The organism is Marinoscillum sp. MHG1-6 (assembly GCF_024714475.1).
Classification (GTDB): Bacteria; Bacteroidota; Bacteroidia; order Cytophagales; family Cyclobacteriaceae; genus JAMZMI01.
Genome location: NZ_JAMZMI010000008.1, coordinates 111,681 through 126,250 on the forward strand (window position 1 = coordinate 111,681; position 14,570 = coordinate 126,250).

The 14,570-nt window shown below is 42.5% G+C and carries 14 protein-coding genes; 4 read left to right on the forward strand and 10 right to left on the reverse strand.

Going from position 1 to position 14,570, the window contains the following annotated elements; all coding sequences use genetic code 11:
• Positions 1 to 9 precede the first annotated feature (9 nt).
• The 5 genes from NXR94_RS15585 to NXR94_RS15605 all read right to left on the reverse strand — a co-directional run bounded on the left by NXR94_RS15585 (position 10) and on the right by NXR94_RS15605 (position 2,366).
• Positions 10 to 648: a response regulator transcription factor gene (locus NXR94_RS15585; RefSeq protein ID WP_258105595.1), complete on the reverse strand. Its 639-nt coding sequence runs from the start codon at positions 646 to 648 to the stop codon at positions 10 to 12.
• 108 nt (positions 649 to 756) lie between these two features.
• The gene (locus NXR94_RS15590; RefSeq protein ID WP_258105596.1) at positions 757 to 1,263 is read right to left on the reverse strand and encodes a cupin domain-containing protein; all 507 of its coding nucleotides are present in this window, start codon (positions 1,261 to 1,263) and stop codon (positions 757 to 759) included.
• A gap of 40 nt (positions 1,264 to 1,303) precedes the next feature.
• Positions 1,304 to 1,519 carry a hypothetical protein gene (locus NXR94_RS15595; protein ID WP_258105597.1) on the reverse strand — a complete coding sequence of 72 codons (216 nt, stop codon included), beginning with the start codon at positions 1,517 to 1,519 and terminating at the stop codon, positions 1,304 to 1,306.
• Between the two features lie 3 nt (positions 1,520 to 1,522).
• Positions 1,523 to 1,942, reverse strand: coding sequence for a VOC family protein (locus tag NXR94_RS15600; protein ID WP_258105598.1), 420 nt, complete (start codon positions 1,940 to 1,942; stop codon positions 1,523 to 1,525).
• A gap of 1 nt (position 1,943) precedes the next feature.
• Positions 1,944 to 2,366, reverse strand: a complete 423-nt coding sequence (locus NXR94_RS15605) for a VOC family protein (protein ID WP_258105599.1) — start codon at positions 2,364 to 2,366, stop codon at positions 1,944 to 1,946.
• A gap of 110 nt (positions 2,367 to 2,476) precedes the next feature.
• Between NXR94_RS15605 and NXR94_RS15610 the strand changes: the two genes are divergently transcribed.
• On the forward strand, positions 2,477 to 3,466 hold the full coding sequence (locus tag NXR94_RS15610) for a GlxA family transcriptional regulator (protein ID WP_258105600.1): 990 nt from the start codon (positions 2,477 to 2,479) through the stop codon (positions 3,464 to 3,466).
• A gap of 90 nt (positions 3,467 to 3,556) precedes the next feature.
• A complete protein-coding gene (locus NXR94_RS15615; RefSeq protein ID WP_258105601.1) occupies positions 3,557 to 5,173 on the forward strand; it encodes a murein L,D-transpeptidase in 1,617 nt (538 codons plus the stop codon).
• Here NXR94_RS15615 and NXR94_RS15620 read toward each other — a convergent pair.
• The 3 genes from NXR94_RS15620 to NXR94_RS15630 all read right to left on the reverse strand — a co-directional run bounded on the left by NXR94_RS15620 (position 5,163) and on the right by NXR94_RS15630 (position 9,262).
• Positions 5,163 to 5,924, reverse strand: coding sequence for a murein L,D-transpeptidase catalytic domain family protein (locus tag NXR94_RS15620; protein ID WP_258105602.1), 762 nt, complete (start codon positions 5,922 to 5,924; stop codon positions 5,163 to 5,165). The genes NXR94_RS15615 and NXR94_RS15620 overlap by 11 nt on opposite strands.
• 196 nt (positions 5,925 to 6,120) lie before the next feature.
• Positions 6,121 to 7,980: a cation:proton antiporter gene (locus tag NXR94_RS15625; protein ID WP_258105603.1), complete on the reverse strand. Its 1,860-nt coding sequence runs from the start codon at positions 7,978 to 7,980 to the stop codon at positions 6,121 to 6,123.
• A 142-nt stretch (positions 7,981 to 8,122) separates the two neighbouring features.
• Positions 8,123 to 9,262 (reverse strand): cystathionine gamma-synthase, encoded by a 1,140-nt coding sequence (locus NXR94_RS15630; protein WP_258105604.1) that lies wholly within the window; start codon positions 9,260 to 9,262, stop codon positions 8,123 to 8,125.
• A gap of 151 nt (positions 9,263 to 9,413) precedes the next feature.
• Here NXR94_RS15630 and NXR94_RS15635 point away from each other — a divergent pair, with 151 nt between their 5' ends.
• Complete coding sequence (locus NXR94_RS15635; protein ID WP_258105605.1) at positions 9,414 to 10,049, forward strand: 2OG-Fe(II) oxygenase; 636 nt, start codon at positions 9,414 to 9,416, stop codon at positions 10,047 to 10,049.
• A gap of 135 nt (positions 10,050 to 10,184) precedes the next feature.
• On the opposite strand, the gene NXR94_RS15640 is transcribed toward NXR94_RS15635, so the two are convergent.
• Positions 10,185 to 11,972, reverse strand: a complete 1,788-nt coding sequence (locus NXR94_RS15640; protein WP_258105606.1) for a M61 family metallopeptidase — start codon at positions 11,970 to 11,972, stop codon at positions 10,185 to 10,187.
• Positions 11,973 to 12,119: 147 nt separating this feature from the next.
• Between NXR94_RS15640 and NXR94_RS15645 the strand changes: the two genes are divergently transcribed.
• Complete coding sequence (locus tag NXR94_RS15645) at positions 12,120 to 14,006, forward strand: ABC-F family ATP-binding cassette domain-containing protein (protein WP_258105607.1); 1,887 nt, start codon at positions 12,120 to 12,122, stop codon at positions 14,004 to 14,006.
• 6 nt (positions 14,007 to 14,012) lie between these two features.
• Here NXR94_RS15645 and NXR94_RS15650 read toward each other — a convergent pair whose 3' ends face one another.
• Positions 14,013 to 14,369, reverse strand: coding sequence for a hypothetical protein (locus NXR94_RS15650; RefSeq protein ID WP_258105608.1), 357 nt, complete (start codon positions 14,367 to 14,369; stop codon positions 14,013 to 14,015).
• Positions 14,370 to 14,570: the final 201 nt, after the last annotated feature.

Sequence of the window (14,570 nt, forward strand, 5' to 3'; positions counted from 1 at the left end):
TAATATTTATCAAGATTTCACCAAACCGGACTCCATAGCAAAAACGATCAATTCGGTAGGAGACTTTAGGTTTAGCTTCTTCAGTATGTTTTTGCGGTGCGAATTTATGGTATGCACGCTGACATTCAAATGATCTGCGATATCACTTGTCTTAAATCCTTTGGTTATAAGTTGAAGAACTTCGTTTTCTCTGGGTGAAAGCTCGGTAGGTAGACAATCCTCAACCCGGGGTTCTTCTGGGGTCATCACAAGATCAAGCACCTTGTTGCAAAAGAATCGGCTGCCTTTAGATACTGAGTGAATTGCATTGACAATCTCCAGTTTGCTACAACCTTTAGTTACAATCCCTTTTACGCCAAGCTTTAGCAAATTTTGGATTGAAGCCTTTTGAGTATCGTTGGTAATGATCAACACGTTAGTAGCGTGCGATTGCAGGATTTGCTTAAGAAGAGTAAGCAATATGGGATCCTGACTTTGATAATCAAGTAATAAGACGTCAGGGTGTTTGTCCAGAATCATTTCTAACAAGCCTTCAGGTCCTTCATTTACCCCGGCCAGAGAGAAATCACTGTTATTTTCAACCATATGGATGAGTCCTTCCCTTGTCAGGAACTGAAAATCCGATAATACGACTGATACTTTTCTCATTACTGTAATTGAAAAGGCTTTAAATCAAGGCTTGGCAAATTTATACAAGATTATTTAGAATCAGTCTAAATAAAAATAAATTAACCTATGACCTTCACGGCTACGTTATCATCCTCTGGTGAGTTGAGTAATAGACTCCCTGTATTCAGGAAACAAATCAATAAGTGACTTGCGTTCAGCCAATTCAAAATCATTGAAATCAAACCCCGGAGCAACGGTACATCCGGCTAAAGCATAGCCGTCTTCAGCGATAACTTCAGAAGCAAACCAGGTGCCTCCGGACACCACATTTTGAGGAACCTCTCCTTTGTCAATGTTACTTCCTATGATGATTTTATCGTACGTCCCATCTGGTTGAATCATATGAAGGTGAATAGGAGATCCCTGATAAAAATGCCAGATTTCATCCTGGTGGATTTTGTGGAATGCGGAAAACTTATCTGAGGTGAGCAAAAAATAGATGCAAGTAGAGTAGTTCCTCTTGCCATCATAAAGTTTACTGAGGCTTTCTATGTGTATTGTACCATTGCTGCGGTAAGTCTCCCTGAAATAACCTCCTTCCGGGTGAGGTTGAAGCTTTAATTGGTCAATTAGTTGTGCTGTTTTTTCCGTCATAATATCGGAAAACTACATTGACTATTCGAAAACTCTAGCCTTACTCCAATACTTCGCAGTCCAGGTTAAATGTACGAAGTGTATCTATGATGGCTTCAATATCCATTTTCTGAGTTGATGGGGCCGCCCTCAAAATCCGATCGCAATCATCCAGGTCAAAATTGAAATGAATGCCTGGAAAATTGCATTGGAGATATTCTACAATCGAAGCGGCCTGCTCTTCAGAACTAATGTTTGTTTTAAAGATCTCAACCATTGCTCACTGTTTTTCAGTTGGTAAAGTCAACATCCATATTTTACCATATCTATCTTTTACAACCCCAAATTGGTCACCCCAAAAAGCTTCTTTCAAGGGATCAAGCTCCTCGCCACCATCTTTGAGGTGGTCGTAGCATTCCCTGATTTCCTTAGAGTCAGTAAAGGATAGAAAGGACATTACATCGTTTCCCTGTTTGAATCCCTCTATTGGAGACATCTCTCCCGCAGTGATGTCCATCTTGCCTCCTGTAAGAGAGGCGAACATGATAATGCTTTTTTTATCGGGTGGGAATTCATCAGACATGGGCGTGTCCTGAGCTCTGAGAAGATAGATGTCTCCACCAAAGTATCCTTGATATAATTGAAGTGCAGCTTCGCAATTGCCATCGAAAATCAGGTGTGGTCTGTTTTGAATAGTCATGTCAGTATTGGCTTTGTGAATTAGAAAAATGAAAGAGCCAGTTGACTCCAAACTTGTCAGTTAAACTTCCAAAAAAGCCACCTGCATGAGTATTGGTTAAGGGGCGTGAGAGTGCGCTATTTTTGGAAAGGTTTTCATAAACACGATGGAGGTCTTCCTCATTTACTCCATCCAATAGAATGGAAACGCTATTGCCTTTAATTAGTTGATCTGCGTCGTGAAGATCAGTTCCTATTATGGTTATTGATTCTGATTGGAGCGTTGCCTGAACAACCCTGTTTTTTATATCTGCTGGAAGGTTTTCACCTTCTTCAAAGTCTTCCACCAGCTCAATAGACAATTCACCACCAAGGCAGTGTTGATAGTACTGCATGGCCTCTTTGCAGTCACCATCAAATGAAAGATATGGAATGGGGATGGTCATATGTTATCGTTAGTCTTTACAAACATCATCGATTTATTGATCTATTTTGGGGTGTGAAAACGACACTATGTGAGGTTGATTACGACAGGTTAAATAATTAGATTTGATCTATGAAAAGGATTTCTGTAATTGTTCCTGAGTCAGCGGTAATTGAGGCCATTACTCCGCCGTATCGATTGTTTAAAACAGCCAATGAATTTCTGAAAGCCACTGGTAAACAGCCGTTATTCGAAGTTGAATACGTAGGTGTAAAGGATGAAATTTATGCCAACGACGGAGAGTATTGTGTAAAAGTGCAACGGCACGTTGATACTGTTGATAAAACGGATGTGGTGATCATCCCAGCGCTCTATGGAGATATGAGAAGGGCCGTGGAGCTTAACCGTCCGTTGATTCCCTGGATTCAAAAAATGTATTCACAGGGAGCTGAAGTCGCCAGTATGTGCATCGGAGCCTTTTTATTGGGTTCAACCGGATTGGTTGATGGTAAGAAGTGTTCAACCCATTGGGCTTATTATGCCGAATTTTCCGAGATGTATCCGGAGGTGGAAGTGGTAGAAGGAGAGATCATTACAGATATTGGAAGCATTTACAGTAGTGGAGGGGCGAACTCGATTTGGAACTTGCTCTTATATCTGCTGGAAAAATACGCGGATCGTGATACCGCTATTTTAGCTTCAAAATATTTTGCCATTGATATTGACCGTGAGAGCCAATCGGCGTTCACTATTTTTACTGGTCAGAAGGATCATCATGATCCAGAGATTAAAAGGGCCCAGGAATACATTGAAGAGAATTTCAAAGAGCGGTTTACGGTGGATGAGCTGGCTGATCGTTTTGCGATTAGTCGAAGAAGTTTTGAACGACGGTTTAAAAAAGCCACCAACAATACGGTAGTCGAATATCTTCAGAGGGTACGCATGGAAGCGGCCAAACGTAGCTTTGAAATGAGCAGAAAAAATGTTGCCGAGGTAATGTTCGACGTTGGCTACACGGACACCAAAGCCTTTCGTACTGTCTTTAAAAAGATCACCGGCCTCACACCTGTCGAATATCGTAATAAGTACTACAAAGAGACAGTCATGGAGCCGGTGGAGTAAGTTTAGGTAATCGTTTTTTAGTTTCTTCCTTAGGGATATTTTCCTTTATCCTGTGACTAAATATTAGGGTTGTGTGTTATATTCATTACTATGAAAAAGGTCAGGGTTATTATGCTTTATACCTTGTTTCTGCTGGCCTCGGGTTGTCTTCGTGCACAAGACACCAAGGATTTGGCAAATGAGCTGCGAATCAGAATTGAATCGGTCGCTGACTCAAGGATGATGCAGGTTCAGGGGGATTTGATCTGTTGCAGGCAAGCAGTTCCTCAGTTTTATAACTCTCGTTTTTTTGAACCGGCTTGGAATGAAATGCTTGCCCATGAGCTCATTGAGTCTATTAGGGTTTCAGAGTATGAAGGGTTAAACCCTAAAGATTATCATTTGGAGCAGTTGGAATACCTGCTAGGAAAGGAGCGTTTGAGTACTTATGAAAAGACGGATCTGGAGTTACTGTTGACAGACTCGTTTTTACTTTTTTCCTCTCACCTGATGTCCGGAAAAGTGAATCCCCAGACTATTGATACGGATTGGAAAGTTTCGCGTCGAGAGGGTGATCCCGTGAAATTGCTGAATGAAGCTCTTGAAAAGCGCGACATCCAAGCTATGCTCGAAGCGGTTAAACCAACTTTTAAAGCCTATAAACGGCTGAAGGATCAACTGGCAAAATATAGAGGAATAGCTGAAAAAGGCGGATGGGAGACTATACCTATAGGTGAAACCATCAAGCCGGACACGAGAGACTCAAGGATTCCATTAGTGCGAAGAAGATTGCGATTAACCGGAGACCTTAAACCTTATACCTATGATGAGGATAACCTTTACGATGAGATATTACAAGAAGCGGTAAAGTATTTTCAGAAAAGACATGGACTCGAGGAGGACGCCAACCTGGGGAAAATGACTTTAGACGCGATGAATATCCCTGTGAACACCAGAATCTCTCAGATTGAATTAAATCTTGAAAGGTGCAGGTGGTTACCACAAGGCCTTGGGTCAAAGTACATTATGGTGAATCTGCCGGCTTTTGAATTAGAGATGGTTAATGAGGGGTCAGTTGAGTTTGAGATGATTGTAGCAACAGGAAAACCTTATCGTCAAACGCCGGTTTTTTCAGCTAAAATGACTTATCTGGTTTTTAATCCTTATTGGACCATCCCGCCTACAATATTGAGTCAGGACATCATCCCGGCGCAGATGAAGAACCCAAATTTTTTAAACAGCTTGAACATCAAGATCATTGCTGCAGATGGCTCAATTGTTCCATCATCGAGTATTAATTGGGCAACAGCCAGCTTGAAAAACTTCCGATACACTTTAAGACAAGATCCGGGTAAGAACAATGCACTAGGCCAGGTCAAGTTCATCTTTCCAAACCCGTACAATATTTATATGCATGATACCAATCATCCGGAGGTTTTTGGAAAGTCAGACAGGGCGCTGAGCTCCGGGTGTATCAGGCTTTCTAGACCCTTAGAGTTGGCCAATCACATTCTAATGACCGATACCGAATGGTCGGAAGAAAAGACCCGGTCTATCCTTAAGTCTCGTCAGAATTATTCAGTGATCTTAAAATCTCCAATACAGGTACACATGCAATACTGGACTTGTTTTGTTGATGAAAACGGTGTCTTAAATTTCAGAAAGGATATTTACTCAAGAGATGAGAAAGTATTGAACGTTCTGAAAGAGCCGGCCCCTAGGATTTGACCATTTGAGTCAGACTTTGAAGATAGTTCCAGGCTTTTGCGGAATCATTAAGTAGCGTTCTCGTTTCATAGTCTCTTAATGGGTAATAGATGAACAGAACGGAACCATTTGCCAGGGTTTTGATGATTTCTGTATGTTTGTAAAGTGCGATAGCCGGACATCCAAAACTTCGACCCAATCTGCCATGGGTGTTGATGAAGTCTTTGCTTACATAAGAAGCACCATGCATTACGATGGCCCTGGATCTTGCTTTACTATTGAACTCAGCCTCCATTCCATCAAGTCTGAGAGATATTCCGTGTTTACCGAAATAGTTCTCACCTGTAATATAAAACCCAAGGCTGCTCTGGTTTGAGTTTTTGGTATTGGAAAATTGTCTTGCATACTCCTCACCAGTGTTTTTCCCATGAGCAACGAGTCGATGATAGATGACCTGGTTCAACTTAAGATCCAGAACCCACATACGTTTTTTTCTGGATGACATTCGGAAATCTATTAAGGTTATTTTCTCGTTGGCGATTGGTTGACCATCAGATTTCAGGTTTAAATATCCAACCATTCCACGTTTGTAAACATCAAAAGGAGGCTTTGAGCCGTCTGTAGATACCTGAAGGTTCTCGTATTGTTGCTTTAAATAGAGATCAAATTCTGAATCAGAAGGATCGTCGGTGATACTCCAGGAAGGAACCATAATTGAAACCATGATTAGTACAGCTAATACGAGAGGTTTCTTGCTGATTTTTAATTTCATCAGATATTCATAAGTCGGATTCTATAACGCAAAATGAATGAGAAAGGTGCATTAATTTCTATGCCGAAAAGAAGATTTTTTATACCTGGAATAAATATTTCTTGAGTCTATCCGAACAGGTAATATTTTATATACAGGTTTAGTTGACTGACCTTAGTTCATTGTCCTCAAATTAGTGAAATGGAGTACCGTTAGCTTACTTTTCGAGGATCGTTCTGAACTCTGCAAGAGCGGTAGCATTCCCGATCACTGTCAGTACATCGCCGTTGAGCAAGTGCGTATCTCCGTGTGGAACGAAGATTTCGCCATTTCTTTTCTGAAGCACCAATGATCCGGAAGGAGGGAAGGCGATTTCCTTGACCATTTTTCTATGAACATCGCCTTTCGTGATCTGGATTTCTTCTACCCGGTAGTCACCAAAACTTTTATTGAGCATTGAAATAGAGTCTGGTCTTACGATCATGTCCTCCACATGGTTGGCCATGATCTCATCCATGTCTACCAGCTTCATATCTTCATGGGCATTGGCCATCACCTTAGTTTTGGGCTGCTTATGGGTGATGATCTTGGAGTGATGAAGTTCATCTTTTAGGAACGATGTAAGCTCAACGTTGAGCTTGTCCGATTCGGTGAGAATAATGAAAAGATCGTTTGTCCTGATACTGAGCTTTTGAATAACCGACCCATCCAATTTTTCGACGTGCCTGAAGTCCAGACCCTTCTTCTCGAAATCCGGAATCACCTCTTCTCGCTGGATGATGGTTATACATGATAGTCCATGCATTTTAAAGCGCTCTGAAAGGAATCTACTCACACGGCTACCTCCAAGTATGTAAATATCGAAATGGGTATACTTCTCCTGGCTAAAAAGGTTGTAAGCCAATGGAGAAATGATACTGGTGATGATCGATGCCGTCACAATGGCAGCATTATCAGCAGAGGTGATGACTCCAAGAGAAAGTCCGATTTGTGCTGTGGCGATCGTCTCTCCAAGTCTGGCAGAAAGTAGAATACCTCCGGCAAGGGCTTTTTTCCAGCCAAATACCTTCGCCATGATGAAGGCAGGAATTATCTGTGTGACAAAGAACCCGCCAGCCAGGGTAAGAATAAAGGGAACTGAGGCCCTGAATTCGCTAAGTGCTGAAAGGTCGAGGTTCACCCCAACCATAATAAAGAAGATGGGTATAAAGAAGCCATAGCTCATGCCATCCAGCTTGAACATCAGTGCAGACCTTTTCTTACTCATAAAGAGGCTCAATGCAGTCCCGGCAAAGAAGGCTCCCATGATAAGCTCAGTTTCGATGAGGTGGGCGATGATGATGAAAAGGAGTAGCAACGCCACCGCACCTCGAACCCTGATCTGACTGGCAGCATGTTCCAGGGTATAAAGTAGCTTTTGGAAATTCCTCTGCTTCATCAGTCGTTTTCCAACCATGTAGGTAAGCATAAACACGATGAAAATGACCGTGAAAAGCAGTAGTTCAATTTGAAATCCTTTCTTCAATACCCCGGAGTAGATTGAAATCAGGATGATACTCATGATGGTAGCGATGGCACCCTCCATAAGCAGGGTCTGTCCATACTTTCTAGCCATCTGTCCATCGGCTTTTATGATCGGAACGATGATGCCTATCGCTGCAGTAGGGAGCAAAATGATGTAGAAGATGAGATCAATTTCGATGAATTGATTCATGATCAATGCGAATGGGTAGGCAAGGGCCAGTGACATGGCGTAAATGAAAATCGCCAGTAACATGGAGTTACTAACCAGGTCAATCACTCTCGGACGCTTTCTTGGTATTGATGCGATGATCTTACTAACGTCCACTTCCAGACCGGCAAGAAAGATCAGGAATAAAAAGCCCGTAATCGCTAGAAAATCCATGTAGGGAGTTTCATCGATGAGATCCAAAGCGAAAGGTCCGACCAATACCCCAATGATAATTTCTACTATAACAGAAGGTAGCTTCCCAATCTCAAGCCATGATAATACCAACGGCACCATCCAGGCGATAACAATGATGATAAAGAGTGGCCAATAGTTGATGTCGTGCATGTATGTTCAGCTATTTACTGCTTGTCAACCCACAAAATAGTTAAAAATTCAATTACAAAGTGATTCGTTTGTGCAATCGTTAATAAGCAGCTATAAAGATTGATAAACTGCTAAGGTTTTCAGGCTTTTGCTAAGCAATTCTCTAACTGAGGGCCTCATGGAGATCTGCTATCAGATCTTCGTGATCTTCAATGCCTACGGAAAGCCTGATCAGAGAGTCTGTGAGCCCTCCAGCCAATCGCTGTTCCCTCGGGATACTTGCATGCGTCATACTTGCCGGGTGTCCCGCCAAAGACTCTACGCCCCCAAGCGATTCGGCAAGGGTGAATACTTTCAGTTTTTCCAGCACTGAAAATGCTTTACTTTGGCTGTCTTCTTTTAGGGCAAAGGACAACATACCACCGAAGTTCTTCATCTGTTTTTTGGCTATTGCATGATTGGGATGATCATCAAAACCTGGCCAGTAAACCTTGTCAACGGCATCATGTGATTTTAGGAATCGGGCAACTTGCTCACCGTTATAACAATGACGATCCATTCGAACGTGAAGTGTTTTAACCCCTCTCAATACTAAAAAGCAATCTTGCGGCCCGGGAACGGCTCCACTGGCATTTTGAATAAATCCAATCTGTTCATCAATAGCAGGATTGTTGGTGCCTACAAAGCCCATGACAACATCTGAATGGCCGGAGATATACTTTGTGACGGAATGCATGACCACATCCGCACCCAGATCAATCGGGTTTTGCAGATAGGGGCTGGCGAAGGTATTGTCCACCACAGTGATGGCTCCATGTTGTTTGGCCATTTTTACTACAGTCTCGATATCAATGATATTCATCATTGGATTGGTAGGCGTCTCTATCCATACCAGTCGGGTGTTTGGAGTAAAGGCCTCTGTCAACATTGAAGCATCCGTCATATTGATGAATTGAAACTTCAACCCGTACTGCTCATAAACTTTAGTGAAAAGCCGAAAGGTGCCACCATACAGGTCATTCGTGCTGATGATTTCATCTCCGGGTTTCAAGGTTTTGAGAATGGAATCCGTTGCTGCCAGTCCGGACCCAAAGCATCTTCCAAATTTTGCATTCTCGAGAGCTGCAAGATTAGCTTCCAATGCCGATCTGGTTGGATTTTGCGTTCGTGCATATTCAAAACCCTTGTGCTTACCAGGTGATTCCTGGGCAAACGTTGAGGTTTGATAAATGGGTGTCATCACCGCACCGGTGGTAGGATCCGGGTGCTGTCCTGCGTGTATTGCTTTGGTTCCGAATTTCATTTTTTCTAAGTCGTGTGCCTTCGGACAAAGGTATTATTTGAACTGTTAAATCAAAGCTTTGAGAGCGTGTGATCAAATGATGGTGACGGTAAAAAATAAATGATTTGTATAACAGCAATTAGACTAAATTCGCACACTTTTTTATACGTATTTGATAAATCTCTACGATGATGATCAATGGGTCAACTGGGTTGATGCATTGTCTGAGCAGAATTATCTGGTGATTGATAATTTTATATCTGATGAAGAGCTGAAATCCTTCAATCAATTTCTCAGAAAGGAACTGAACCAGGAGACCTTTGATAAGGCAGGTATTGGTACGTTGGATCAGTTTCAGGTTGATAAGAAAATTCGAGGTGATTATATCCGATGGCTAAACGCTGATACGGATTTAGAGGTGGCCTCTTATTTTGAAAGACTGGGGGTTATTATTCAAAAACTTAACCGGTATTGTTATTTGAGTTTATCAGGCTCCGAAATACATCTTGCCCATTATCCGCAGGGTACTTACTATAAAAGACATCTAGACCAGTTTCAGCAGCGCAACAATCGACTGATTTCGGTCATTTTATACCTCAATGAAAACTGGCAGGAGGGCGATGGCGGAGAGTTAAAAGTGTACCTGGACCACGAAGAAAAAACCATTCAACCCATAGGCAGAAGACTTGTCCTCATGCGAAGCAACCTGGTGGAACATGAGGTGCTCATGACCCACAAGGACCGTTTCAGTATTACGGGATGGTTGCTGTATCAGCCAGTCGGACTCGGTTTTTTACAACCTGCTTGAGCCATCCATACTAAAAAACGCATATTGATTTTATAAAAAAATTACGAGGAAGGGAATCATTTTTATCGCCTCTCCGTTAAAGGAGGCAGATTAGGCGGTGATTAAAGGCGTGACTACTCCGGTAGTTGCGCTTTTTTATTTTGGCCCTAGCCAGGCTTCTCGATTCTTAATGTCCTTTTTACCTGCATTGGGTTCAAATTGCAAGCTTACCGTTGGATCCTGACTGGTAGAAAATTGGGCTTCTCTTTTTTCTCCCATCTTCTCAAATCCAAGGGTGTAATTTTCGTTTGGTTTCAATGATTTAATGAGCTCTTTTAGAGAGGAATTGCCGGTAACTACCTGATCGTTGAGGCTAAGTATGCGGTCCCCTTTGTCGATGCCTGTTGGATACAGGTCAGTGCCCTTTAAAACTGGTGTTGTGAGGTATCCTGAGTTATTAATTTCCAGGCTTCCAAAATTGACTTTTCCCGGGTTAGCCAAAGTAATCTTGATACCAAACTGGTCATAAAGTGTTTCAAAGTCAGGTAATGCTGATTGGTAGATATACTGATCAAAGAAATTGTTGGCAAACTCCTGATCACCAGTTACGTTTCCAAGAGCTTCCTGAAGATCATCAATGGTGTAGGGGATTTCAGTCTTACCGAATTTCGACCAGACATATTGCATGTAATCGTCCAGGGTAAGCTTTTTGAGATTCGAACGAAGACTGAGGTCAAGCGCTAATCCTAACAATTCTCCGTAGGTGTAGTAGCTGATGAAATTGTTGGGGTAGTTGGTTGCATCAATAGAAGCAGCCGCATCCACGTACGGAGCATTGTAGCTCATCTGTATGGGGTTGCGAAATTCCCGTGCGGGTGAGTTCTTTACCCGGTTAAGGACGTTGGAAGCATTTTCAAGAAATGATTCATAAGTCATCACTCCGGCTCGACATTGACTGACTGCTTCATAGTAATTCGTAAAGCCCTCACCAAACCAAAGCTCTCCGGACATATTCGCATGATCGAAGTCAAAAGGTTCGAGAGAAGCGGGCCTGATTCTTTCGATGTTCCAGGAGTGAAAAAATTCGTGAGCCAGACTACTGATCATATAAGAAGCATACATTTCAAGGCTGCCGGGAAAGGTACAAATGGTGCTGTTTCTATGTTCCATCGCATCCCTGAATACATAGGGACTATAGGAGCAGATAAAAGTGTACTTCTTATAGTCAAACCGGGGGAGTTCTCCATAGACCGCTCTTTCCTGTTCGACAATGGCCTGAGTCCAGGACACGTATTTCTCAAAGTCCTCGTCTGAGCAGTCATGCATCATGGCTATTTCAATGGTTTGATCCTCTACTTTCCAGTTGGCATATCTAAAACTGCCGGCAACAGTAGGACTGTCATAGAAGTAGTAATAATTCGGCGCCCTGAACGTGTTCTCACCGGTTTTAGGAATCTGGGTGGCTACGCTCCATTCAGGGTGTTCTGTGAGGTCGATGTATAACTCAACTTCCCTGTTATCCAGTCCTACGCCATAGGCAAAAGCAGCAGGCATATTCATGTGGATTCGTTGTGCATCGAATCCGGCATAAGTCCCATCTGCGTGATTCGCAAAGAGGATATATTCAAACCTTACGGCTCCATTCACCACAGGAACGGCCCATGAGGAAGGTGAAAGTCTTTGGATAGTGAGCTGGTTGCCCTCCTGATCATAGGCTTTCTCTCCATAGAGATTTTTGGCAAAATTATGAATAGCATATCTGCCTGGGGATGAATTGGGCATTCTGATTTCCAGGTTCTCTTTTTCAATCTCAGAAAAATCGATAGTGACTTTAATTTCGTGGTGATCGAGGTTGAAGGGGTTCACCTGATACTTTATGGTCGTTTGTCCAAAAGAGGTGAAGCCCACAAACAGTAACAGGATTAAATAGAAGTTTCGCATCATAAATCTCACTTTCCGACAAGATTCAAAAATATTTATGAAAAGCCATTAGAGGTTGGGGAAAAGGTCAAATGATTATGCCGTCGGTTGATTGAGATGCTTCAAAAATTCTTCCCATCGGGAAATATTGAACAGCTAAATTTGCCCACTATGAATTACTTGTCAGTTGAGGGGCTTGCAAAGAGCTATGATGAAAGGCAACTTTTTGAAAATCTAACCTTTGGGTTAGATCAGGGTCAGAAAGTGGCTTTAGTTGGTGTGAATGGATGCGGAAAATCTACGCTGCTAAAAGTGATTGCGGGGCTGGAGCAGCCCGATCGGGGGTTGGTGTCCTTTAGAAAAGGACTTACGGTTTCTATTCTTCCTCAGAACCCTGTTTTCAATGATGAGGATACGGTAGTTCAGGCAGTTTTCTCAGAAGATATAGAGGAGCTCAATGTCATTCGGGACTATGAAATGGCTTTGGATGAGGCTACGATTAATCCTGAGAATGCACCGGACATTACACCATTGATTGAGAAGATGGATCAGCTCAATGCCTGGGATTATGAAAGTCAGGTCAAAAAAATACTTGGAGAGCTAGGTGTGCATCATCTGTCTCAAAAGATGAATGAGCTGAGCGGTGGTCAGCGCAAAAGGGTGGCCCTGGCACGAGCGCTGATCGTGAACCCTGATTTTCTTATTCTGGATGAGCCTACCAACCACCTGGATTTGGAGGTGATTGAGTGGCTTGAAAACTATCTTGCAACTGCTAACCTCACCATCCTGATGGTAACACACGACCGATATTTTCTGGATCGGGTGACCAATGAGATCATCGAGATCGACAATGGAGAATTGTTTCGCTATAAGGGTAACTATCAGAATTTCCTTGAGAAAAAGGCCGAACGCGAACTGCAGGATGCTGCCTCTGTGGACAAGGCCCGTAACCTGCTCAGAAAGGAGCTAGATTGGATGAGGAGACAGCCGAAGGCCAGAGGTACGAAAGCCAAATACAGGGTCGATGCCTTTTATGATACCAAAGAGAAGGCTTCTAAGAATGTAGCTAAACAGGAACTGGAGGTAAATCTCAAGGGTGAGCGTCAGGGAAAGAAAATCCTGGAGATGGAGCACGTTTCTAAAACATACGATACCCTCAAGCTACTGGATAACTTTTCATATACTTTCCGTCGCAAAGAACGAGTAGGAATTGTAGGGCCTAATGGAGTAGGGAAGTCTACATTTCTGAGTGTGATTACCGGGCTGGAAAAACCGGATAGTGGTAAACTCGATGTGGGACAGACCACGAAGTTTGGATATTATACCCAGGAAGAGCAGCAATTTGATCCTGATAAGAGGGTTATTGATATTGTAAAGGAAGTAGCGGAGGTAATAAGTCTGGCTGATGGTTCACAGGTGACTGCCTCACAGTTATTGAATCAGTTCCTGTTTCCTCCGAAGATGCAGTTTAACGTGGTTGGCAAACTCAGTGGGGGAGAGCGTAAGAGGTTACAGCTTTTAAGAGTACTGATGCTAAATCCTAATTTCCTGATCCTCGATGAGCCTACTAACGATTTAGACCTGATGACCTTAAATGTGCTTGAGGATTATTTGGAGCAGTTTGAAGGTTGCCTGATGGTAGTGTCTCACGATCGTTACTTTATGGATCGACTTACCGACCACCTATTTGTTTTTGAGGGTGAAGGTGTGATCCGAGACTTTCCGGGCAACTATACTGATCTACGGGAGCAGAGCAAATCATTGTTTAGCAGGCCGAATGAGGAGGCTGTGAAAAAGTCGGACCCTAAGAAGGGATCAATGGTTGAATCCACCCCTACAATCGAGAAGAAAAAGCTTTCTTACAATGAGCAACGGGAGTTTGAAGGGTTAGAGAGGGAGATAGAGAACCTGGAAGCTCAGAAGTCACAAATTGAAACATCCATGTCCACGGAGACTGGCTATGAGGAACTTCAGAGGGCCGCTGAGCAGCTTGATGAGATCAAGAAGCAACTTGAAGAAAAAGAAATGCGTTGGTTAGAATTAAGTGAAAGAGCCTGATCGTCATCAGGCTGCTGTCCAAATAATTTCTTTAAAAGGTTTAGTGATCCCATTCACCACAAATCTCAAAGGGTAGGGTCGAATGGTTAATCTGGTGTGGGGTTCTTCGAAATCGTCACCATCTACTTCCACTCCGTCAGAAGTGAGGTACTCTTCAATGCTTCTCATTTCATTGTCACTGAAATAGTCATCATAGATATCGAATAGTTTCTCCAGTAAGAATGAGCCATACTGGAGTTTTATTTCCTGCAGACATTCTTCTAGACTTTCTCTTAATAGAGGGTCGAAATCCCTGTAAAATTGTTTGTGATTTTGGATGTCTATCACCCGTTCAATCAGCCTGTTTAAGTTATTCAAGTCCATATCATTTGGGGTTTAATGATATTAAAATCAGATTGATAATGGTGCGTAAGTACTGGTGGTTGTTTACAGATTTGTGGTCTGTGACTTTACGATTGTAAGTTGATGAGGTTTTATTTTTCGGTTTAAAAGTTGTTAATTTTTTGAATAATAAAGTGAAAGTATAGAATTATTTTGGTAACACAATTAAAATATAGACGACTT